The sequence below is a fragment of the Luminiphilus sp. nBUS_07 genome (genome assembly GCF_051201685.1).
In the GTDB taxonomy this organism is placed as follows: domain Bacteria; phylum Pseudomonadota; class Gammaproteobacteria; order Pseudomonadales; family Halieaceae; genus Luminiphilus.
Genome location: NZ_CP179213.1, coordinates 2,919,257 through 2,940,468, shown reverse-complemented (window position 1 = coordinate 2,940,468; position 21,212 = coordinate 2,919,257). Strand labels below are relative to the sequence as shown.

The following is a 21,212-nucleotide window of genomic DNA, read 5'->3' as shown; positions in this document are numbered from 1 at the left end:
GTCCCCGCGGGGACATGGTGAAAAGAGTATGCGAACACATTACTGCGGCCTAGTCGGTGAAGCAGATATCGATAACACGGTAACGCTTTATGGTTGGGTTGATCGGCGTCGTGACCATGGTGGGGTTATCTTCCTAGATATGCGTGATCGTGAAGGCATTGTGCAGGTCGTTTTTGATCCTGACACCGAATCCGCTTTCGCCCTTGCCGACCGTGTGCGCAGCGAATATGTTCTAAAAATTACGGGTCGTGTTCGTGCTCGAGGTGAAGGCACTGTCAATCCCACCATGGCTACGGGATCTATTGAGATACTCGGCAAAGATATTGAACTCTTGAGCGAGTCTGCGACACCACCTTTTCCGCTGGATGCGCATCACACGGTGGGTGAGGACGTGCGGTTAAAATTCCGCTACATGGATTTGCGTCGCCCAGAGATGCAGAGCAATCTGATGTTTCGGGCTCGACTGACCTCATCGATTAGGCAGTACTTGGATGGACAGGGTTTTCTCGACATTGAAACTCCCATCTTGACGCGAGCTACGCCTGAGGGCGCACGAGATTATCTAGTGCCTAGCCGAACCCACGAGGGCGAATTTTTTGCCTTGCCCCAATCTCCTCAGTTGTTCAAGCAGCTTTTAATGGTGTCGGGCTTTGATCGGTATTACCAAATAGCCCGATGTTTTAGAGATGAGGATTTACGAGCTGATCGCCAACCTGAATTCACGCAGATCGATTTAGAGACTTCGTTTTTGGATGAGTCTGACATTATGGGCCTGTCTGAGGGCTTGGTTCGCTCGGTTTTCAAAGAGCATCTAGACGTGGAGCTCGGCGAATTTCCCCATATGACGTGGCATGAGGCCATGGAGCGTTATGGTTCAGACAAACCCGACCTTCGCATTCAGCTGGAGCTCGTTTCTGTTGACGACTTGATGGCTGGCGTCGAATTCAAGGTGTTCAGCGGCCCCGCTCAGGATTCAGCCGGTCGGGTTGCGGCACTGAAAGTGACTGGTGGCGCCAAGCTGTCTAGGAAAGAGATTGATGACTATACCCGCCATGTCAGCGTTTATGGCGCTCGAGGCTTGGCGTGGGTCAAGGTAAATGATCTGGCCCAAGGTTTGGAAGGCTTGCAATCCCCCATCCTAAAATTCATGCCTGAGGACGTTGTCCACAAGTTGATGGACCGGCTTGAGGCCAAAGATGGCGATATCATTTTCTTTGGCGCCGACAAGCGTAAGGTCGTCAACGAGTCCTTGGGAGCTTTGCGCCTCAAGGTGGCGGAGGACCTGGGGCTTATCGAAGCAGGTTGGGCTCCTTTGTGGGTTGTTGATTTCCCCATGTTTGAAGAGGATGGCAAGGGTGGGTTAACACCGTTGCACCACCCCTTCACTGCGCCTTCTTGCGACGAAGCCGCATTGCGGGACAACCCATCGGAAGCGCTATCACGCGCCTACGACATGGTGCTCAACGGATCTGAACTTGGGGGGGGCTCAATTAGAATCCACCGCCCAGATATGCAGCAGGCTGTTTTTGATGTCCTGAGTATTGAGGCGGATGAAGCTGCTGAGAAATTCGGCTTTCTTTTGACGGCTCTGCAGTACGGTGCGCCACCCCACGGTGGTCTGGCATTTGGTCTCGATCGACTGGTGACACTGATGGTCGGTGGGCAATCGATCCGAGACGTGATTGCGTTTCCCAAAACGCAAACTGCATCTTGTGTGATGACTGAGGCGCCAGGACGAGTCAGCGACAGTCAGCTTCGTGATCTCAGTATCAAACTGCGACGGTCAGACGCGGGTAAAAACGACTAGAAAGCGGTTGCTACGCTTTTTGTGACGTTGGGCTCGGTTTCAGTCAGAATGTAGGCAGCGACAAGGGAGTTGCCATGACCACGATTCTGGGTATAGACCCCGGTTCGAGAAAAACGGGATTTGGCGTCATCAGGACGGAAGGATCAGCGGCGGTCTACGTGACCAGCGGCATCATACGCTTGCCAGTCGACCAGCCCCTTGGGCCTAGATTGGGTGTACTGTTTTCCTCATTGAACAGCATTATTGATGAATTTCGTCCTGAAGAGCTGGCTATCGAGGAGGTCTTTTTGGCGCGAAACCCCGATTCAGCACTGAAGCTCGGGCATGCCCGAGGCGCAGCAATGGCTGCCTGCGTTCACCGAGGCATGGACGTTTATGAATACGCTGCACGCCAAATTAAGTTGGCGGTCGTCGGCACCGGGGCCGCGAGCAAAGAGCAGGTTCAACATATGGTAAAAATATTGCTGAAATTGCCCGCTGCGCCTAAGGAGGATGCAGCTGATGGCTTGGCGGCGGCGCTGTGTCACCTGCATTCAAATCAATCGCTACAACATATTCCCGCCACGGCACGCAGCCGTGGTCGGTCTCGCTGAGTACGGCTAATGATAGGATTTTTACGCGGACGACTCATGGTAAAGCGGCCACCTGAGCTGTTGCTAGATGTCGGTGGAATTGGCTACGAGCTGCAGGTCCCTATGACGACGCTGTTTGATCTTCCCGAGGTTGGGGAAGAGGTGACGTTGTTGACGCATTTTGTCGTGAGAGAGGATGCTCAGTTGTTATATGGCTTCAGAGAAGAGGCAGACCGGCGCCTTTTTCGTGAGCTGATAAAAGTGAGTGGTGTGGGGCCAAAGCTCGCCCTAGCACTGTTGTCCGGCCTTGATGCCCGTGCCTTTGCCCAATGTTTGCAACGTGATGATGTCGCCACTCTGGTTGCATTACCCGGAGTAGGTCGTAAAACGGCGGAACGATTGCTGGTAGAAATGCGTGATAAAGCGGGAAAATGGCTAGAGGAACTGTCGCCGACAATCCCTGGTGCACAAGGTCAATTCGAACCAGCTGCCCCCACAGTGGATTGCCGAACTGAGGCTGAGCAGGCACTGGTTGCCTTAGGTTATAAATTACCCGAGGCAGCACGACTTGTCTCCGCGGTCGATGATGATTCAATCGAATCCAGTGAAGAGCTGATTCGACGAGCACTCAAGGCTTCAGCGCCAAAGGCAAATCGATGACGATTGAAACCGACCGATTGGTCGCTCCAGAGCAGGGGGTTCGCGTTGACGAGCAGGTGGATCGAGCCATCCGACCAAAGTCCCTCGAAGACTACTTGGGCCAGCGGGTCGTGCGCGAGCAGATGGAGATCTTTTTAGCGGCCGCAAGACAAAGAGATGAGCCCCTTGATCACACGCTGATTTTTGGCCCTCCCGGGCTGGGCAAGACAACACTTGCCAGTATTATCGCCCATGAGATGGGGGTGGCATTAAAAACAACGAGTGGTCCGGTGCTTGAGAAGGCGGGGGATATTGCCGCTCTTATGACAAACCTAGAGCCGGGTGATGTCTTATTTATCGACGAGATTCACCGGTTGAGTCCCTACGTCGAAGAAATCCTTTACCCGGCAATGGAAGACTATCAGCTGGATATTATGATTGGCGAGGGGCCCGCTGCTCGATCTATCAAGCTCGACCTTCCCCCGTTCACGCTGGTGGGCGCTACAACCCGAGCGGGTCTTCTAACTTCTCCGTTACGAGATCGTTTCGGCATTGTACAGCGCCTCGAGTTCTATGAAGTTGATGATCTCGCCAAAATCGTAGCCCGCTCGGCAAAATTGCTGGAGATCCCGGTTGATGATGCGGGTGCTTTGGAGATGGCGCGGCGTGCTCGAGGCACCCCTCGTATTGCTAATCGTCTTCTACGTCGGGTGCGTGACTATGCAGAAGTGAAGTCTGACGGTCGGATCACTGAATCGATCGCCCAGCAGGCGTTGGACATGTTAAATGTAGATCAGCTTGGCCTTGATCATTTAGATCGTCGTCTTTTGCTGATGCTTATTGAGAAGTTTGAGGGCGGTCCGGTGGGGGTGGACAGCCTTGCTGCTGCGTTATCGGAGGAGCGTGGCACCTTGGAGGACGTGCTCGAGCCTTATCTCATTCAGCAAGGTTATTTGCTGCGCACACCTCGTGGCCGCATGGTGACGCAAGCCGCCTACCGACATTTTGGCATGTCGATGCCTAAAACTGAGCGAGACAATACACTCTCTCTAGACTTGGATCTCGATCGGTGACATTGCCTCAGTCTGGGGAATTTTCTCTGCCTATGCGGGTCTACATAGAAGACACCGACGCTGGAGGTATTGTTTATTACGTCAACTATCTTAAATATTTTGAGCGTGCCCGCACTGAATACATGCGCGCAATAGGCTACGAGAGACCGGCATTTCCGGACGAGAACCTGATGTTTGTGGTCTCGGAGGCCAGTGTCAGCTACCGAAGTCCTGCGCGACTTGATGAGTCGATCATGGCGACTGCGTGCGTCACGCAATTGGGTGCTGCGACGCTGACTTTTTCACAAACGGTGATGCGGGATTCTACATGTCTGGTAGAAGGGCAGGTCACTCTAGCACTGGTGAGCAGTGAGCACGGTAGGCCGCGTCGGATTCCCGCCGCGATGCGCCAAAAAATCGAAGGTCTGTAGAGGTAACAATATGGGGAGGTTTATGTGAGTGAAGAGTTAGGCATTCTAGAGCTGATTATCGGCGCTAGTGGGACCGTACAGGTGGTCATGCTGATTCTTTTATTGGCTTCCATTTCATCTTGGTATTTCATCGTCCAAAGGGTCATGTTGTACCGACGAATGTCCGACGAGCTTGCGGGCTTTGAGGCGCACTTTTGGTCAGGTGTCGATCTCGCGCAAATTTACCGTGAGGGTAATGACGCATTGGCTGATGGGACTACGCCTATTGGTGTGGAGAGCATCTTTCGAGCAGGCTTCAAGGAGTTTTCGCGGTTGTCTCAGCAGTCAGATATCGAAGCTGACGCCATACTCGAGGGAGCAAGGCGCGCGATGCGAGTTGCCACCCTGAGAGAGAGTGATCGTCTGGAGGCCAATTTACCCTTCTTGGCGTCTGTGGGATCCACGAGTCCTTATATCGGTTTATTCGGGACGGTTTGGGGGATCATGCATTCATTCAGAGGGCTTGCTAATGCGACTCAAGCCACCCTTGCAACTGTAGCACCAGGTATTTCAGAGGCCTTAATTGCAACGGCCATGGGGCTGTTCGCCGCGATACCTGCCGTGCTGGCTTACAACCGTTTCGCTGCAAAATCCGATAGCCTGATCAATCGCTACGATACGTTCGTCGACGAATTCTCAGGAATTCTTCAGCGCCAGACTTACGCTCAGCGCGCTCGGCGCAGCGCGGATTAGTCCGATGCGTAAACGTCGAGCTGTCGCCGAAATAAACGTAGTGCCCTACATTGATGTCATGTTGGTGCTGTTGATTATTTTTATGGTCACTGCACCCATGTTAATGCAGGGAGTAAAGGTTGATCTCCCCGACGCCGCGGCTGAGCCGGTTAAAAATCAGGATAGTGAACCCTTGATTGTATCGGTCGATAAATCGGGTCAATTATTTATAAACTTGGGGCGCAATGACAAACAGGCACTTGAGTTGGTCACCGTACAACAGCGAGTTGCCGCTGTATTGCGGCGTGATCCTGATAAACCGGTGTTAGTTTGGGGCGATACTGCTGTCCCCTACGGTAGGGTCGTTGAAGTAATGTCTGCGTTGCAAGCTTCGGGGGCTCCCTCGGTGGGACTCGTTACAGAGGAACCGATGGCCCCGTGAGCAGCCTCTCAGACCGAGTTACATGGTTTGGAATGCCCGTTGCGCTTACGCTGGCGCTACACATCGTAGTGGCGGGCTTGTTGATGGTGCGCTGGGCTGCCCCAGTGACTATCGAAGCCCGCGCCTCGACTCCCGTCGCTATTAAAGCGACCTTGGTGTCTGCTGATACGCTGAAACCCAAGCCCAAGTCCAAGCCTAAGCCTAAGCTTAAGCCCAAACCTAAGCCTAAGCTTACGCCCAAACCAACGCCCAAACCCAAACCAACGCCTGAACCCACACCGCCCACGGTAACGCCGGCACAGAAGGTTGAGCCTGAAATTCCGGTGGAGCCAGCCAAGCCCGAGCGAACCCCCGAGCAACTCAGTCAAGAAACCCTCGATGATATTGAATCTGTGCTGGCTTCTGAGCAACTTGCCCAGCAAGGCAGTGTGGGCTCTGAAAGCGATCAGGTGGCCGCTGTGATTAAACAGGCAGTGATCGGTCGATGGACCCGCCCACCCTCGGCCCGCAACAATATGGTCGCCATTCTCGAAATAGCTCTAGTGCCAACAGGGGATGTCGTGGGAGTGACGGTCTTGGAATCGAGCGGTAACGTGGCTTTTGATCGAAGCGCAGTGAACGCGGTGGAGAAAGTGGCGCGCTTTTCTGAGGTAAAATCCTTAGACCGTGCTGTATTTGAACGTGACTTTCGTCGTTTCCAACTTATTTTCCGTCCAGAAGACCTGAGGTACTGATGCCCTATTTATTGCGAGTTGTCGTTTTTAGTCTTGTCACAGCATCCTTTCCTGCGTTGGCTCAGCTGCAAATAGAAATTACCCGAGGCGTCGACAATCCAACGCCTATCGCTGTAGTGCCCTTTGGCTGGTCAGGGTCCGGGGCCTCGCCAGAGGATGTTGCTCGTATCATCGACTCAGATTTAGCGCGCAGCGGTCAATTTTCCCCTGTGAGTCGACGAGATATGTTGAGCTACCCCTCTCGGGGATCGGAGTTATATTTCCGCGATTGGCGTGCAATAAATAGCGACTACGTATTGATTGGTCGCTACGAGTTGGCTGCTGCGGGTAACTTAAAACTCAGCTGGCAGCTTTTCGATAGCACTCGGGAGCTGTCTGTAGAGGAGGGGGTTGTCATGGGAACCGCCTCGGAAGTCAGAATGTTGGCGCATAAAATTGCCGATGAGGTTTACGAAACACTGACAGGTATACCGGGAGCTTTTGCGACACGTTTGCTGTACGTCTCAGTGACTCGCAACCCCGCAGGGAAGGATTTCTATCGTTTGACTATTGCTGACTCCGATGGCTCAAGACCTATCGTTTTGTTGGAGAGTCGCGAGCCCATTCTCGGGCCTTCATGGTCACCCGATGGTGATGAGGTGGCTTATGTCTCATTTGAGACATCGCGCCCGGCTATTTACCGGCAAAATCTACGTACCGGTGCTCGAGAGCAGCTGACAAATTTCAAAGGGCTTAATAACTCACCCGTCTTTTCCCCTGATGGCAATTCCATGGCAATGGTGCTCAGTAAGGATGGAAGTCCAGATATTTATTTGATGAATCTTGCGTCCAAGCGTCTTACCCGCCTTACCAAGCACTATGCCATTGATACAGAGCCTACCTGGATGCCCGACGGCCAGTCCCTTTTGTTTACCTCCGATCGTGGCGGGCGGCCCCAAATTTACCAGTATGACCTGAAGAGTGGTAACACCACGCGGGTAACCTTCGAGGGGCGGTACAACGCGCGAGCCCGGGTAGCTCAGGATGGCCGCAACGTGGCGTTGGTTCATCAGCAGGACGGTGCGTACCACATTGCTGTTCACGATCTGGTGACAGAACGATTGACTGTTTTGACGACGACTAGTCTAGATGAGAGCCCAACAATCGCCCCGAATGGTTCCATTGTTTTGTATGCCACCAAGCGCAATGGCAAAAGCATTTTGGGTGCTGTGGCTGTCGATGGCGGTGTAAGCTTCAATTTGCCAGCGCGAGAGGGCGAAGTGCAGGAACCCGCTTGGTCCCCCTATTTGCCTTGAGGTAGACGGGAACGCCGAATTAACGATGCTCAAGACGTAAATTTTGAAGTTTTGAAAGTCAGATTTGAATTAATTGTCATAATCAGCCAGCAATTTTCTAAAGGATGCGCTACATTAACACCTGTGGTTTATCCAACAAATTTTCAGACAGGACGGACTCATGAAAGCACTTCCAGTAGCCGGTAAATTTGCCAGTATTCTTTTTGGTTCCTTGTTACTCGTTGCCTGCTCGGGTAATGAAACAAACGATAGCGCACAAGCTGAGGCAGCGGCTGCTGAAGCCGCCGCTGCGGAACAAGCTGCCGCTCAAAACGCAGCCCAAGAGGCGCAGGCGCAAGCTGAAGCCGCTGCCGCAGCCGAGCAACAGCAGTTGCAAGACGCTGCGATGACTGCTGGCACAGTTTTTTACTTCGACTTTGACAGCTCTTCTCTCACCGATGCGGCAAGGATGGCGGTAGACGCTCACATTGCAGTGATGTTATCGAGCGATGATAGCGTACGTCTCGAAGGCCACACTGACGAGCGTGGCACGCGTGAGTATAACCTTGCACTGGGCGAGCGCCGCGCCAATGCGGTCCGGGACTATATGGTTGCTAATGGTGTCCCCAGCTACCGTATTGAAGCGATCAGCTACGGTGAAGAAAATCCCGTGGCGTTTGGGTCTAGCGAGGCTAACTGGTCTCAAAATCGTCGCGTCGAGCTCAAATAAGGCAAACCTGCATTGAAAAAGAGTCAAACCAAGCCGGTTGTCATAGCCGGCTTTTTTGTTTTTGCGGTGATCTCGAGGGTTTCGGCGCAGGATTTTATTGATGTTGAGGCCGAGAGAGAGGCTGCGGCGCAGCCGACCAGCGTAATGGGGGCCTCTGTGCAGCCTGCTGCACAAGGTGGTGTAACACCTTATTCAGGGTATACGACGACCTCCGTGCCTGTGGAAGCTAATGACGGTGGCGCCGACACTGCTGTCAACGCCGGAGCACTGGTTATTCAGCTCCAGCAGCTGCAGGAGGAGGTCCGCCGCCTCAATGGTCTTGTTGAAGAGCAAACCTCACAAATTAGGCGTCTTAAAGAGCAGAGCTTAGAGCGATATATTGATCTGGACCGAAGGTTCGCTGAATTAGCCAGCGCCAAAGATTCAAAGATCACTGTGGACGACGGCTCTGGACTGACCTTCGGCGGGGGGCCAACCACCACAACCTCGTCTACGGTCACCGATATACCAATGAGACCAGTGACTAAACCTGCAGCGGCTGACCCCGCTGAAGAGTCCGCCTATCAGTCTGCTTATAATTATGTGAAGTCTAGGAATTTTGCTGCAGCAGTCGATGCCTTTCAGGGGTTTTTGGACCGCTATCCTTTAGGTGCTTATGCGCCCAACGCGCATTATTGGCTGGGGGAGCTGTATCTTGTTGTGGACCCGGCAGAGCCAGAGCTGGCCCGGCAGAACTTTAAATTACTGCTCGATCAATATCCTGATAATGCGAAAGTGCCGGACGCATTGTATAAACTTGGCAAAGTACACTTTCTGAAGGGTAACCGAGAGCGGTCTCGTGAGTATCTTGATCAGGTGGTACGGGAGTATTCCGGGCACCCGGCGGCGCAGTTGTCGCGAGATTTTTTGGGCGAGAATTTTTAAGCGCCCAGTATGACTGCTCTAGCCGATTCAGAACTTCGCATCACAGAAATTTTTCACTCGCTGCAAGGTGAGGCAAGAAGCGTAGGATTACCTACGGTTTTTGTGCGGCTGACGGGGTGTCCCCTGAGGTGCGTTTGGTGTGATACCGAGTACGCCTTCTCTGGCGGTGAGATTCTGGGCCTAGGGCAAATTGTGACCCAAATTAAAAGCTTTTCTTGCCCACGTGTTTGCGTTACCGGCGGTGAACCGTTGGCGCAGCCAGAGTGTTTGGCCCTGTTAAAGCTTTTGTGTGATGAAGGCTATGAGGTGTCGTTAGAGACCAGTGGTGCATTGTCCATCGCTGACGTTGATAAGCGTGTCAGTCGAGTCATGGACTTAAAGGCTCCCGACTCTGGTGAATCCCACAGAAATCTTTGGGACAACATTGGCGAGCTTACCCCCCATGACCAGATAAAATTTGTGGTCAGTAGTCGTCGTGACTTCGACTGGGCCTGCTTCAAAATCGACGAACTAACATTGTCAGGCCGCGTGGGAGACATTTTATTTTCACCTACCCATGGGAAGTTAGAGCCCCGAGAGCTGGCAGAGTGGCTGTTGCAAGATAAGGTGCCGGGTAGGTTCCAGTTGCAATTGCACAAACTGCTTTGGAACGATGCTCCAGGTCACTAATGAGAGCGAACTTATGAAAGCGGTAGTGCTTACCTCAGGTGGATTGGATTCTGCGACTGTGCTGGCGATGGCCCATGCGGCCGAGCGCCAGTGTTATGCCTTAAGTTTTGACTATGGTCAGCGCCATCGGGCTGAGTTGGGTGCAGCTGCACAAGTGGCAGCGAGTTTTGAGGGCACTGTTCATAAAACGGTGAGCCTTGATTTGCGGGGCATTGGTGGCTCTGCACTGACAGACGATGCTATTGATGTGCCTGTTGAGCCCACCGAAGGAATACCCGTTACCTATGTTCCAGCACGTAATACAGTTTTTCTATCTATTGCTCTAGGCTGGGCTGAGGTCATTGGTGCATCGGAAATTTATATCGGGGTTAATGCGGTTGATTACTCCGGGTATCCCGATTGTCGGCCTGAATTTATTGAGGCTTTTGGCGCCTTGACGGCGGTTGCTACCAAGGCTGGAGTTGAGGGAGACCCCATTAAGATTTGCACGCCCATTATTGATATGACCAAAGCTGAGATCATTTCTCGCGGTGTTGAATTGGGCGTTGACTATGCACAGACCGTGTCCTGCTACCAGGCTAGTGATGCGGGCATCGCTTGCGGCCGCTGTGACAGCTGTAGGCTGCGAGCACAGGGGTTTATCGAAGCGGGGGTGGCTGACCCCACTCGCTATGTGTGAAGCCAATATAGAGCTTTTTGCGCGGGCCCTCTGACACTCAAGACTGGGTTTTTGGGTCTATCACGAGCTAGCTCAGTTTTCGAAAGGCTCAAAAAGAAAACGGTCATCAGCGAAACTCTTGAATTCCAGCGCGTAATTGTTGGGATCTCTAAAAAATAATGTTTTCTGTTCGCCAGCGGTATTTTGAAAGCGCATGCTGGGTTCTAAGATCCAATTGACCTTGCCATCAAGGCGCGCAGCGAGGGTGTCAAAGTCTGGAGGCGTCAGGACAATCCCAAAATGTGGCACGGGAATGGCGTGCTGATCTACTGGATTATGCATTTCTTGTAGAGTTTCCCCGCCACAATCATGAAAAACCAATTGGTGACCGTACAAGTTGAGATCGATCCAACACTCGCTGGTCCGTCCAAGGCTGCAGCCTAGAATGTCGCAGTAGAAGGTTTGAGTTTTTGCTAAATCTTGACAGGGGAGGGCGAGATGAAAGGGTCTTATTGGTTGGATCGTCATAGTTAGCTTGCACTTTTTTTGAGAATCCGTACGATACCCCCCTCGCAGTGATAGCGCATTCTTTTCGGGTCGTTAGCTCAGTCGGTAGAGCAGTTGGCTTTTAACCAATTGGTCGCTGGTTCGAACCCAGCACGACCCACCATTTTTTCTCCAAATCTCAAGCGGTTAGCTACAAAACAGCTAGCCAGTTTGGGTCGCGGAGCCCTCTCTCAAATTGCCAATAGCGCTGAGCGCAGCATTCCCAATGCCCCTTTGAATGGCTTAAATCGTCGAGTTGTTCTGTTTGCGGGCGGGAAAAAATTGTCGCGGACGCGATTTATGGCGCCGTTGAGGGCGATTATAGTTGGCCAATATAGGCGGCGACCTGTTTCATTGAGCTTGTCAGGTCAGGTACAACTTGATCAATAGTTTTCCAATCATCAGCTTTTGCCGCGGCTTCAATTTGTCGACAATGATCGCCTAACTCCTCAGCACCCACACTGAATGCCGCTGACTTAAGTTTATGGCTTGCCTGCTGCACCAACTCCGCTGATCGTGCGATATAGCCGGCACTGATTTCTTCGATAATCACCCAAGATGGATCTAGAAAGTCCTGCAATATTTCAGTGCACGTTTCTTCGTCGTCACCGAACATTTCCATCAGCACCAGCGGGTTAACAGCCGGGTTGGCCGTCATAGGCGCAGAATTAACACGAGTCGGCTCGTCACTAGGGACTGCGGATTGGGCACCTTCGGTTATTGCCATGCCCCCATCGCCCATCCACAGCTCCAGTTTGGACAGCAGCACCGCCATTTCGACGGGCTTGGTCATGAAGTCGTCCATGCCCCTTTCGATACAGCGTTCAGCTTCTCCATGAAGGGCATTCGCAGTGATAGCAATGATCGGTAGGTGGCTGGATGTTTTGCTCTCGTGATCGCGAATTGCGGCAGTCAACTCAAAGCCATCCCAGCGTGGCATGTGGCAATCAGTCAGTAGCAGGGCGTAGGGTTTTTCGCGCCACAGATCAAAGGCGGCTTTACCATCGTCCGCAATCTCACAAGCATAACCAAGGCGATTTAATTGCCGTCGAATCACATTTTGATTGGTGGGATTGTCTTCAGCAAGAAGGATAAGTTTGCCTTGTGCAAGTGCCTCTTCTGGCGAGGGGGCAATTTTAGTGGGTAGCTCAATATCTGAGGGCTTGGACTCGACTTCTGCTGTGGCTCTACCCATGACAGACGCAAGAGTGCGGAAGAAGTTCTCCTGTCGCAAAGGGTTTATGTCTAAAGTGGTAGCCACCTTACCCGGCTCTAAAACGGGTTCGGGCTGTCGGGGATCTGCACCGATGAGCAATTTAGGCAGTGCTGAGAGCTGCGACGGCACTGCGGAAGTCAGTGTGGCAACAGAGTCGGTATGATTCGACGGACTTGGGATGAGCAAGATGTCTACGGGGTGTCCTGATGACTCCGCTTCAATGCAGTATTGCAGTGCTTCCGATGTTGTATTGGCTGTGCCAGGTATTGCGGCGACTGCGCTGAGGTAGTCGGTACAGGTTGCACGATAATTGTCGCTGCTGCTCAAGACAAGCACCCGCAGCCCCTCAAGGTGGTGTCGGGAGTGCGGCTGCACATTTTCACTAATCACACTGAATGGAATTTCACTGTAAAAGGTAGAGCCCTCTCCGGGGCAACTTTTCACTCCTATGGTGCCACCCATCATCTCTGTGAGTCGTTTGGAAATGGCTAGCCCAAGGCCGGTACCCCCATACTTCCGGGTTGTCGATGAATCAGCCTGACTGAAGTCTTGAAACAGTTTCTTTTGTGCCTCTGCTGATATGCCAATACCTTGATCAACAACGCTAAGGCGTAATGTTGTTTTGTTTTCATGAGTTGAATTAATGCGCTCTGCTTTTACCAGTACCTCGCCGCCATCAGAAAATTTAATGGCGTTGCTGGCCAGGTTTATCAATATCTGACCAGTGCGGACAGGGTCCAGCATGAGCTGTTCAGGGGTGCCTGCCGCAGCATGGACGATAATCTGTACATCTTTTTTGAGGGCACTGGGGGCTAGTGTTTGGGCTGTGCTCTCAAGGAACGTGACCAATGTTGTTTCGACTTCTTCTATCTCAAGTTTACCAGCCTCGAACTTAGAGAAATCGAGAATATCATTGATGATGGTGAGCAAAGATTGGCCCGAGTCAGAGATTGTTTGGAGCATTTCGTGCTGTTCTGAGTCAAGTTTGGTTAGGCTGAGAAGCTCAATCATCCCGACAACCCCATTCATCGGGGTTCTGATTTCGTGGCTCATATTGGCGAGAAACTCGCTCTTCGCCTGAGCGGCGACCTCTGCCTCATCTTTGGCTTCTTGCAACTCAGCCATGAGTTCTTCTTCACTTAGCTGATTGATAATAGCCTGCTGGGTGCTGACCAACTCGTCGGTGATTTTCGGGCTGGCACTGGGGAGAAATTTCAAAGCGTAAACGCTAGAGCCAGCATCGTTATCTGAGACATATTTAATGGTGTCAAAAATTAAGGCATAACGCTCTGTCGCGAGCTCCGACGCTGCACCCTTAAAAGTCAGTGCAAAGCCCAACTTTCCGTCGATTTCATCAACTGCGGTGGCAATTGACAGTCGTTTGTTCTCGCAAAGAAGTTGCCGACATACTTCAGACGAAGCGGTTGCGAGTCGTGTGGCTTGAATGGCACTAAAGCCGAATTCGACGGCTAGCATTCGAATTTTGTTTCGGCCCTGCAACACGCCGTCGTCGTTACGTATCGAAATATTGCCCAGCTCAATCATGCCGCTTCCTTGCACTACCTGATCTTTGTTTTGTGTGCGTCATTAACCTCGCGCCGCCTGCTATTGAGCTTGCACTATTCGGATGGCAAGCGCCGTGGCATCGTCATTGTTTTTGTTGAATCTATCGACAATGGTCGTTGCAATAGTCTGGGCATTGTCCCAAGGCAGGTCGGGGTAGTCGTAGAGATCAAAAGTTGATGAGATACCGTCGCTGTGCAGGACGAGCACATCACCTGCAGTTAAGTCGCTAACCTGATGCTTAGGCGTCCTGATGTTATAACCTAGGACACCGGGAGTTAGCACACAGCGTTTTGTTTGCGAGCCAAACACCCGCATCTCAATATTTCCCACACCAACGTAGCTCGCCGTTGCTGTTGCAAGATCAATCCTGCCAAATATAGCCACCCCTCCTCGACTCCCTTTTAGATGGGCATGAAGAGCTTGCATAAGTTCTGTTAATTCAAGGTGCGAGTGACTGTTTAAAAAATCGCACATGATATTGGCGATTTCATGTGCATCTCGACCGTGGCCGGCTCCATCAACGATGCCAAAAAAAACGGACCCGTCGTGTTGGCGGAGAAAGGCCTGATCGCCATTAACAGACTCAAGGGGCTTTTCAGTGACAGCATATTCAATGTTTATTTTGGGTGTTATCGCCACTTGGTCACCACAATCTGAGTGCCCTGACCCAAGACGCTATCGATATGAAACTCATCCATCAGCCTTTTGGTGCCAGGTAGCCCCACGCCCATCGTACCTCCGGTACTGAATTTGTCCGCCATGGCGTTGGGAAGGTCTTCGATGCCTGGACCGGTGTCTTTGGCTACGACTTTTAAACCCACGCTGGCCCCTTTTTCTACTGTCTGAAAAGTCAGGTGTCCAAAATCGGCGTACTTCACAATATTTTGTGCCAGTTCGCTGACTGCGGTTGCAATCGTGTACTGATCAGCAACAGAGAAGCCAAGGCCTCTGGCAAAGTTCCTAGCGTCTAACGCGGCGTACGCCACATCAGCTGTCTCCTCAATTTGTAGTTTTACTGAATTTTGAGCCATTAAATTATAAGTTCCATGCTTCCTTGAGACGGCGTAAAAGACATTGTTTAAGCGTCGGCAAATGAACCTTTCGGACGGTCCATCGGTTGATCTGCTTCTGTAACCGAGGCTTCAGGCTCGTCGGCGACTTCAGATGGAGTTCGAGCGCCCCGAGTGAGTCTAGTCAAGGCGTCTTCAAGGTGCATTGCGGTCTCTATTTCGTCGCAGTCCAGCTGTAAGTCAATGATCGATGCGACCGCCCCAGGGTTGAGTCCTGTTAGTACTGAGGGAACCCCCATAACTTTGATCATTCGGGTCGTATCAATGAACGCATGCCATAACGCACTGTCAATAATCTGCACCCCTGCTAGGTCGATCACTACGCCGACTAGGGGGCGCGTGTGAACTCGATCAAGAATTTGCTGTTGGATGCTCTTGGCAGCGGCTTGAGACAGTTCCTCCTGAATTGGAACGACCAGGCACCGCTGAGTTTCGTGCATGGTAATTCGGTGCAACTGGGATGGTAGGGTCATACAAAAACCTAGTTCAGGAGGCCTAATTAGTCGACGTTAATCGTTTGAAGCTTCATGCCTAAATTGGCCAGAGAGAAACTCACGCCGTCTTTTAATGTGGCCTGTGTCTGAATGTCGCCCAGATCAATGCCCAAATTGACCAATGCCTGTGAGATTTCGGGGGAGATGCCAGTAACGATTGAGGTGCAACCCATTAATCGAGTGGCTTTGGTTATTTGAATCAAGTGATTGGCGACAGCACTGTCTACAGCGGGCACGCCTTGTATGTCCAAAATCAGCAGCTTGGCTTGATAATCGAGGATTTTTTGCAGGGCGGTTTCCATGATTAATTGCACGCGTTTGGAGTCGACCAGGCCTACAACAGGTAGCAATAGAATGTTGTCCCAAAGCTGCATCACCGGCGTCGACATTTCCATTATCAACGCCTGCTGCTTTTCTCTCTCGGCTTCCATGCGTCTCTGCTTAGAAATATCGTCGGCGATTTTGAGAACTTTTATGGGTTCGCCTTTTAGATTTAAGATCGGATTGTAGGTGGCGCGAATATGAAGCTGGCGGCCATTTTTACCCAGGCGACTGAACTCCCCCCGATGGTAGTTCCCGGAGCGTAGGGTTTCCCAAAATTTAGCGTAGTCGTCGCTTGCGACATAAGCATCGTCGCAGAACATACTGTGATGCTGGCCTTTTACCTCGTCGAGTGAGTAGCCTAGCGTGTTAAGGAACGTCTCATTCGCGGTTAGGATTGTGCCATCCATAGCAAATTCAATGGTGCCTTGAGATAAATCAATGGCGGTGACTTTGCCTTGGGCCTCAGCGTTTGCTTGTTTCAGCTCAGTGACATCGGATGCAATTTTGATGACTTTGTAGGGCTGCCCATCTTCATTAAAAATTGGGTTGTATGAGGCTCGAATGTAAACAGCCTCTCCATTTTTTGCGAACCTTATGTATTCACCGACGTCGAATTCACCCCGGTTCATTTTCTCCCAAAAGTCTTTGTAATCTTGTGAATTTCTATAGCTTTTCGAGCAAAATATTTGGTGGTGCTTGCCCTCTAGCTCCGCCAAGGAATACTCCATGAGATCGAGAAATGTTTGGTTTGCTGTAATAATCGTGCCGTCCATATTGAACTCGATGACGCCCTGAGACAGTTGGATGGCGTTAACTAAGGCTTCGTTTTGATCCAGGTCTGCGTTGCTGCTCATAGCGGAATTCCTTGGTCTTAATGATCGTTTTATTGGTGGAGATTTTTAGGTGCTTTTTGGTTAGAGCGCCAAAACTTGATTTTTGACTTGGCTTTTTGAGGTAAGTTGCCGCTCCGGTCAATGAGGCCCTGTCCAATTCTCTAAGAAGGCCATGAGATCTGCGTTGTTCATCGGTTTGGCGCAATAAAACCCTTGCACTGTGTCCACGCCTAAAGATTCTAAAAGATCCCAGTCTTCTCTGTTTTCTGCACCTTCGGCGACAATGTCCATTTTCAGACTCTTCGCTAGAGTCACACTAGACTCCAATATCGCTCTGGCCCCCGCGTTTTTCGCGGCACCAAAAACGAAAGCGCGATCGACCTTCAGCTCGCTAAATGGAATACGTTTTAGCTGCTCCATAGAGGCGTTACCTGTTCCAAAGTCATCAATGGATAACGCAAATCTTTTCATTCGCAGGCGCATAAGTGTTTCTAATATACCTAGGGCATTGTCCATGACCTGAGTTTCGGTGACTTCCAACACAACGTTAGATAAATCCATACCTTCGTTTTGGGCGGTTTCAATTAGGAAGTCCGTGAAACCGGGAGCCGTGAAAGAGTTGACCGATATATTGACCGATATTTTCATGGCAATGCCCTGCGCTAACCAATCGCCTGCCTGATGCATTGCTTTTTGATAAATGGCGCAAGTGAGCTGATCAATGTGTCCACTATCTTCTGCAAGGGGAATAAATGCCCCTGGGCCTAGCAAGCCTCTCTCGGGATGCATCCATCTTGCCAAGGTTTCAACCCCGGTCACTGTACCTGTGGTGATGTCGACTTTAGGTTGATAGACCAGATGCAACTGCTCGGAATTCATTCCATTGAGCAGCTCGGCCTCAGAAATGCTGTCCTGAAGCCAGCTATTTGTAGCTGCTGCGGTCGTGGGTTGGAATGTATCGAGAAGATTACTGAGTGCGTCGGGCTTCAGGGGTTTGGGAATCACACCCAGTATGTGGAGGTTGTGGGCGGCGGCCAAATCTCTTGCGGTTTCAAGCATTCGTTCGTCTTCGCCGCTGAGAAGAATCATACCCGCTCTAACGTTCTTTTCGGCGGCGTGCCGCATGAACGCAATGCCGTCCATCTCCGGCATATTGAGATCGCAAACAATGATGTCAAAAGGCGTGTCTGCTTTGTCTATTTCAGCGAGCGCGACGACCCCATTATTTGCGGTAACGACGTTGTCGTAGCCGAGTTTTGATAAAATTCTGACTGTGAGTTTGAGTACGAAGGCTTCATCGTCAACCACCAGTACTTTGAATGAGGAAGTGTCCATTTCCCGAGTCGTCCTGTTTCAAGCTGTTTGGCGCAGCAAATTAGCGGCGTCCCAAAGCCTTGTTATTAGGTTTGGCCATTCCGTGACCGATGTCACAGTATATGCCTTGGATTTGGCGTTTAGCTATAGGTCAGATGCAAAAAATTTTTAACCAAAACGGAACAAACTTAGGACGGGCGCTAGTGCTGCATGGAGGTCGAAATTTTTGGGCGTCGGCATTAATTTATCGGCGCCAGACTTATAAAATATGGGAAAAACCGCCGCTGCTAATCTTTGGGTTGTAGCTGTTGCGCAGAGACTGACAGGCCGTTTAAACAGTCAATAGCCTCAAATCTACGCTCGTAAGGTACAAAGATGTGATCGTGCAATGCAGCAGCCACAACATTTGCGCACATATTAATGTCGGTTAGGGCTTGAGCGACCGCCGCTGTAAGGCCCACTGCCTCAAGGTCTGAACAAACCTGCAGAGTAATTTTTGCGAACGTTGGTTGACTCATGGGCAGGGAGTTGTTGCCTGCTGGTGCACGTCGAATCAACGTGCTGCCCTCAGATTCCTGAATGAGCGCAAATAACGTGGCGATGTTCAAATTCGACGGAGCGCCCTCAGCGATGTGGTCAAAAACCCAGGGGTCTGGGCACAGCACAGGGTCGAGGTTAGCAAGTAAGTATGAGCAGGTTTGCTGGCTGGACATGGTAATGACTCTCCTAGGTGATGGGGGTAAGGTGCTCGCCAGATTGGGCGTGCCAGTCATAGAAAACCCCCCGAGGCTGCGGTAGCCTGTAACAAGATTCTATACGGCTACAGGGCATAGGAGATCCTGCGGTGGATTCTTCATACAAACCACAAGTAAATGTCACAAAATATTAACGTGGCAACCCGCTCTAAAAATTTGTGTCTACCTTAGCTAATGAGAGGACCTGTGGGGTCTGTTGATGGTGTAAGCAGTTTTGCTGCGGGAGTGTCGGAAAAGAATGAAACCAGTGTTCGAGATTTTGCAAGCCAAGCCCGAAGATGTTGCCATTATCATGCGCTTTATTCGCGAGTTGGCCGAGTACGAGCATGCCATTGATTTGGTGCAAGCCACTGAAGACGATTTAGCAAAGGCGCTTTTTGGTGATACGCCTAAAGTTTGGTCGGCTATCTGCCGAAGCGAGGGTGTGGCCATAGGCTTCGTACTCTACTTTTTTAATTTTTCTACCTGGACCGGACGTCACGGACTATTTCTCGAGGACCTTTACGTTTCACCCCAGCATCGCGGCTCTGGGGCGGGGAAGGCGCTGCTTAGACACCTTGCACAAGTTGCTGTAGGTCATGACTGTGCCAGATTCGAGTGGAATGTCTTGGATTGGAATAAGCCGGCTATCGAATTTTATGAGTCTCTAGGTGCGCTGCCGCAGTCTGAGTGGGTGGGCTATCGGCTGACGGGTGCTGCGTTGGCGGAGCTGGCCGAATCGAAGTGAGGGTATTGAACTGCACCGTCGTGGGCCAATTTACGCCTGCCTTCGCATTTACAGACTCCAGTGGTGTGTTTGGAAATGTATAGTGTGGCCGCCGCGGCAATCTATCGATTTATCGTAGGTGCGTTACTGGCATTATTAATAGTCGGTTGTGCTTCGGCTCCTTTATTACCCGATAAAACTCAAAGCTACTTTAATGACTTAGAGCCCCCGGCATCACCTTTGGTAAGGCTGGCGCAATCTCAGGCGGGTTCAGGGGTGGCGTTGCTGGCTGATCCAGAAGAGGCCTTGCAGGTGCGACTCGGCTTGGCAGAGCTCGCTCAGGCGACTCTCGATTTACAATACTATCTGTGGCAAGGCGACGATAGCGGTCTGAGTTTAAGTCATGAAGTTTTGGCTGCAGCTGATCGCGGAGTGCGCGTGCGTATTTTGCTCGATGATATTTATCACTCAGGCAGGGACTCAGCTTATCAAACGCTGAATTCACACCCCAATGTGCAGGTTCGTTTGTTCAATCCTATGGGCAATCGTGGTGCTGCCAAAATGCCCAACTACGCTTTTAACAAATCGACTTTCAACTACCGTATGCACAATAAAATCTTTCTTGTCGATGGTGTGGCGGCAGTGCTGGGAGGGCGCAACATTGGCGATGAGTATTTTGGTCGCAACAGCAGCTTTAATTTTCAGGATATCGATGCGCTGACAATGGGGTCAGTGGCCGCGAACGTCGGGGAGGCTTTTGATCTTTTTTGGAATTCAGAGTTTGCAGTTCCCGTGGAGGCTTTGAATCAACAGAGTTTGCAAGCAATCGATGCGGCACAGCGAAACCGGTTATCGGCAGCTAGGCAGCGCGTACGCTCTGGTGATAAGGAGCACGGTGCTGTTGTGTCTGATCCGGCTTGGTTAGAGACGCTTGCGAAGGGTCTACTGTGGACAAATGCGCGGATCCTAGTTGATCGTCCTGACCGCGGTGGAGAGTACCCCGACTCGGCTTTCACCGCGTTTACGGAGGACCCTGAATTAACGCCGTTGAGCGCGGTTCAGATTCAAACTGCCTATCTGATTCCCAACGGCCCTACGTTAGGGAATCTCACGGCCCTCAGCGAAAACGGGGTTGATGTTCGCATACTGACAAACTCAGCTGCATCGACAAATCATGGGGCTGTTCATGCTTACTACGCGAAGTATCGAAAGCAGCTGCTGTCAGCAAATATTGAGCTGTATGAAGTGCAGGGCACAGGTGCTCTTGCGGCCTACCTCGATCGGGTGGGTGAGGATGCCCACGCCGGTTTGCACACCAAGGCCATGGTCGTGGATGGTCGCCTCAGCGTTATTGGTTCTTACAATATGGATCCACGCTCGAGGGTGTGGAATTCAGAGATTGCTTTAGTCGTAGACGACGCCAATTTTGCCGCAGAGGTGTTGCAGGAAATGGAGCGGGATTTTGCCCCAAAGGCAGCGTGGCGATTGTCTCTTGACGAGAATGAATCGTTGGTTTGGACCGGAGAGCTCGAGGGCGCTGAAACACAGCTTCATCATGACCCCGGTAGCACTTGGTGGGACCGACTTATTTGGAGCCTATTTAGGATCTTGCCTCTGGAAAATGAGCTATAAATCTGGAAATTGCTCGGTGCATCGCCAAATGGTTACGATATGCACCGGCTGAGCGCCGCCTGCGCGGTTGCTTTCCGCCCAAATTAACCTTGAAACTTTACAATTTGAGTGTG

Annotated in this window: 23 protein-coding genes and 1 tRNA gene; 16 read left to right on the top strand and 8 right to left on the bottom strand. The window is 51.4% G+C overall.

The genetic code is table 11. From position 1 onward, the window contains the following. Nucleotides 1-28 precede the first annotated feature (28 nt). The 13 genes from aspS to queC all read left to right on the top strand — a co-directional run bounded on the left by aspS (nucleotide 29) and on the right by queC (nucleotide 10,664). Nucleotides 29-1,807 carry an aspartate--tRNA ligase gene (gene aspS / locus ACMAZB_RS13105; RefSeq protein WP_435217771.1) on the top strand — a complete coding sequence of 593 codons (1,779 nt, stop codon included), beginning with the start codon at nucleotides 29-31 and terminating at the stop codon, nucleotides 1,805-1,807. 74 nt (nucleotides 1,808-1,881) lie between these two features. Further along, nucleotides 1,882-2,400, top strand: a complete 519-nt coding sequence (gene ruvC / locus ACMAZB_RS13100; RefSeq protein WP_435217770.1) for a crossover junction endodeoxyribonuclease RuvC — start codon at nucleotides 1,882-1,884, stop codon at nucleotides 2,398-2,400. 9 nt (nucleotides 2,401-2,409) lie between these two features. Further along, nucleotides 2,410-3,039: a Holliday junction branch migration protein RuvA gene (gene ruvA, locus ACMAZB_RS13095; RefSeq protein ID WP_435217768.1), complete on the top strand. Its 630-nt coding sequence runs from the start codon at nucleotides 2,410-2,412 to the stop codon at nucleotides 3,037-3,039. Continuing rightward, nucleotides 3,036-4,091 (top strand): Holliday junction branch migration DNA helicase RuvB, encoded by a 1,056-nt coding sequence (gene ruvB / locus ACMAZB_RS13090; RefSeq protein WP_435217767.1) that lies wholly within the window; start codon nucleotides 3,036-3,038, stop codon nucleotides 4,089-4,091. The genes ruvA and ruvB overlap by 4 nt, the downstream gene beginning before the upstream one ends. Beyond that, nucleotides 4,088-4,501: a tol-pal system-associated acyl-CoA thioesterase gene (gene ybgC, locus ACMAZB_RS13085; protein WP_435217765.1), complete on the top strand. Its 414-nt coding sequence runs from the start codon at nucleotides 4,088-4,090 to the stop codon at nucleotides 4,499-4,501. The genes ruvB and ybgC overlap by 4 nt, the downstream gene beginning before the upstream one ends. A 24-nt stretch (nucleotides 4,502-4,525) precedes the next feature. Beyond that, the gene (gene tolQ, locus ACMAZB_RS13080; RefSeq protein WP_435212510.1) at nucleotides 4,526-5,233 is read left to right on the top strand and encodes a protein TolQ; all 708 of its coding nucleotides are present in this window, start codon (nucleotides 4,526-4,528) and stop codon (nucleotides 5,231-5,233) included. 4 nt (nucleotides 5,234-5,237) lie between these two features. Next, nucleotides 5,238-5,654, top strand: coding sequence for a protein TolR (gene tolR / locus ACMAZB_RS13075; RefSeq protein ID WP_435212508.1), 417 nt, complete (start codon nucleotides 5,238-5,240; stop codon nucleotides 5,652-5,654). Then, on the top strand, nucleotides 5,651-6,388 hold the full coding sequence (locus ACMAZB_RS13070; protein ID WP_435217764.1) for a cell envelope integrity protein TolA: 738 nt from the start codon (nucleotides 5,651-5,653) through the stop codon (nucleotides 6,386-6,388). Before tolR ends, ACMAZB_RS13070 begins: the two co-directional genes overlap by 4 nt. Then, complete coding sequence (tolB, locus tag ACMAZB_RS13065) at nucleotides 6,388-7,683, top strand: Tol-Pal system beta propeller repeat protein TolB (protein ID WP_435217762.1); 1,296 nt, start codon at nucleotides 6,388-6,390, stop codon at nucleotides 7,681-7,683. Before ACMAZB_RS13070 ends, tolB begins: the two co-directional genes overlap by 1 nt. Before the next feature lie 160 nt (nucleotides 7,684-7,843). After that, nucleotides 7,844-8,392, top strand: a complete 549-nt coding sequence (gene pal, locus ACMAZB_RS13060) for a peptidoglycan-associated lipoprotein Pal (protein ID WP_435217760.1) — start codon at nucleotides 7,844-7,846, stop codon at nucleotides 8,390-8,392. Nucleotides 8,393-8,404: 12 nt separating this feature from the next. Next, nucleotides 8,405-9,316 (top strand): tol-pal system protein YbgF, encoded by a 912-nt coding sequence (gene ybgF, locus ACMAZB_RS13055; protein WP_435217759.1) that lies wholly within the window; start codon nucleotides 8,405-8,407, stop codon nucleotides 9,314-9,316. A 9-nt stretch (nucleotides 9,317-9,325) separates the two neighbouring features. After that, on the top strand, nucleotides 9,326-9,985 hold the full coding sequence (queE, locus tag ACMAZB_RS13050; RefSeq protein ID WP_435217758.1) for a 7-carboxy-7-deazaguanine synthase QueE: 660 nt from the start codon (nucleotides 9,326-9,328) through the stop codon (nucleotides 9,983-9,985). A gap of 13 nt (nucleotides 9,986-9,998) precedes the next feature. Then, a complete protein-coding gene (gene queC, locus ACMAZB_RS13045) occupies nucleotides 9,999-10,664 on the top strand; it encodes a 7-cyano-7-deazaguanine synthase QueC (RefSeq protein WP_435217756.1) in 666 nt (221 codons plus the stop codon). Between the two features lie 72 nt (nucleotides 10,665-10,736). Here the strand turns inward: queC and ACMAZB_RS13040 are convergent, their stop codons facing one another. Beyond that, nucleotides 10,737-11,171 carry a VOC family protein gene (locus ACMAZB_RS13040; protein WP_435217754.1) on the bottom strand — a complete coding sequence of 145 codons (435 nt, stop codon included), beginning with the start codon at nucleotides 11,169-11,171 and terminating at the stop codon, nucleotides 10,737-10,739. Between the two features lie 66 nt (nucleotides 11,172-11,237). Between ACMAZB_RS13040 and ACMAZB_RS13035 the strand changes: the two genes are divergently transcribed. Beyond that, nucleotides 11,238-11,313: transfer RNA gene (locus ACMAZB_RS13035), tRNA-Lys, on the top strand. 195 nt (nucleotides 11,314-11,508) lie between these two features. Here the strand turns inward: ACMAZB_RS13035 and ACMAZB_RS13030 are convergent. The 7 genes from ACMAZB_RS13030 to ACMAZB_RS13000 all read right to left on the bottom strand — a co-directional run bounded on the left by ACMAZB_RS13030 (nucleotide 11,509) and on the right by ACMAZB_RS13000 (nucleotide 18,719). Continuing rightward, the gene (locus ACMAZB_RS13030) at nucleotides 11,509-13,950 is read right to left on the bottom strand and encodes an ATP-binding protein (protein WP_435217752.1); all 2,442 of its coding nucleotides are present in this window, start codon (nucleotides 13,948-13,950) and stop codon (nucleotides 11,509-11,511) included. Nucleotides 13,951-14,010: 60 nt separating this feature from the next. Continuing rightward, nucleotides 14,011-14,610 carry a SpoIIE family protein phosphatase gene (locus tag ACMAZB_RS13025; protein ID WP_435217750.1) on the bottom strand — a complete coding sequence of 200 codons (600 nt, stop codon included), beginning with the start codon at nucleotides 14,608-14,610 and terminating at the stop codon, nucleotides 14,011-14,013. Continuing rightward, nucleotides 14,601-15,002: an anti-sigma regulatory factor gene (locus ACMAZB_RS13020; RefSeq protein WP_435212491.1), complete on the bottom strand. Its 402-nt coding sequence runs from the start codon at nucleotides 15,000-15,002 to the stop codon at nucleotides 14,601-14,603. The genes ACMAZB_RS13025 and ACMAZB_RS13020 overlap by 10 nt, the downstream gene beginning before the upstream one ends. A gap of 47 nt (nucleotides 15,003-15,049) precedes the next feature. Then, nucleotides 15,050-15,514 (bottom strand): STAS domain-containing protein, encoded by a 465-nt coding sequence (locus tag ACMAZB_RS13015; RefSeq protein WP_435217748.1) that lies wholly within the window; start codon nucleotides 15,512-15,514, stop codon nucleotides 15,050-15,052. Between the two features lie 26 nt (nucleotides 15,515-15,540). Further along, nucleotides 15,541-16,713 (bottom strand): PAS domain S-box protein, encoded by a 1,173-nt coding sequence (locus ACMAZB_RS13010; protein WP_435217746.1) that lies wholly within the window; start codon nucleotides 16,711-16,713, stop codon nucleotides 15,541-15,543. A 117-nt stretch (nucleotides 16,714-16,830) separates the two neighbouring features. Then, a complete protein-coding gene (locus tag ACMAZB_RS13005; RefSeq protein ID WP_435217745.1) occupies nucleotides 16,831-18,027 on the bottom strand; it encodes an EAL domain-containing response regulator in 1,197 nt (398 codons plus the stop codon). Between the two features lie 266 nt (nucleotides 18,028-18,293). Continuing rightward, nucleotides 18,294-18,719 (bottom strand): hypothetical protein, encoded by a 426-nt coding sequence (locus ACMAZB_RS13000; RefSeq protein WP_435217743.1) that lies wholly within the window; start codon nucleotides 18,717-18,719, stop codon nucleotides 18,294-18,296. Between the two features lie 280 nt (nucleotides 18,720-18,999). Here ACMAZB_RS13000 and ACMAZB_RS12995 point away from each other — a divergent pair, with 280 nt between their 5' ends. Continuing rightward, nucleotides 19,000-19,488, top strand: coding sequence for a GNAT family N-acetyltransferase (locus ACMAZB_RS12995; protein WP_435212482.1), 489 nt, complete (start codon nucleotides 19,000-19,002; stop codon nucleotides 19,486-19,488). Between the two features lie 75 nt (nucleotides 19,489-19,563). Further along, on the top strand, nucleotides 19,564-21,099 hold the full coding sequence (locus tag ACMAZB_RS12990; RefSeq protein WP_435217742.1) for a phospholipase D family protein: 1,536 nt from the start codon (nucleotides 19,564-19,566) through the stop codon (nucleotides 21,097-21,099). The last annotated feature ends 113 nt before the right edge of the window (nucleotides 21,100-21,212 follow it).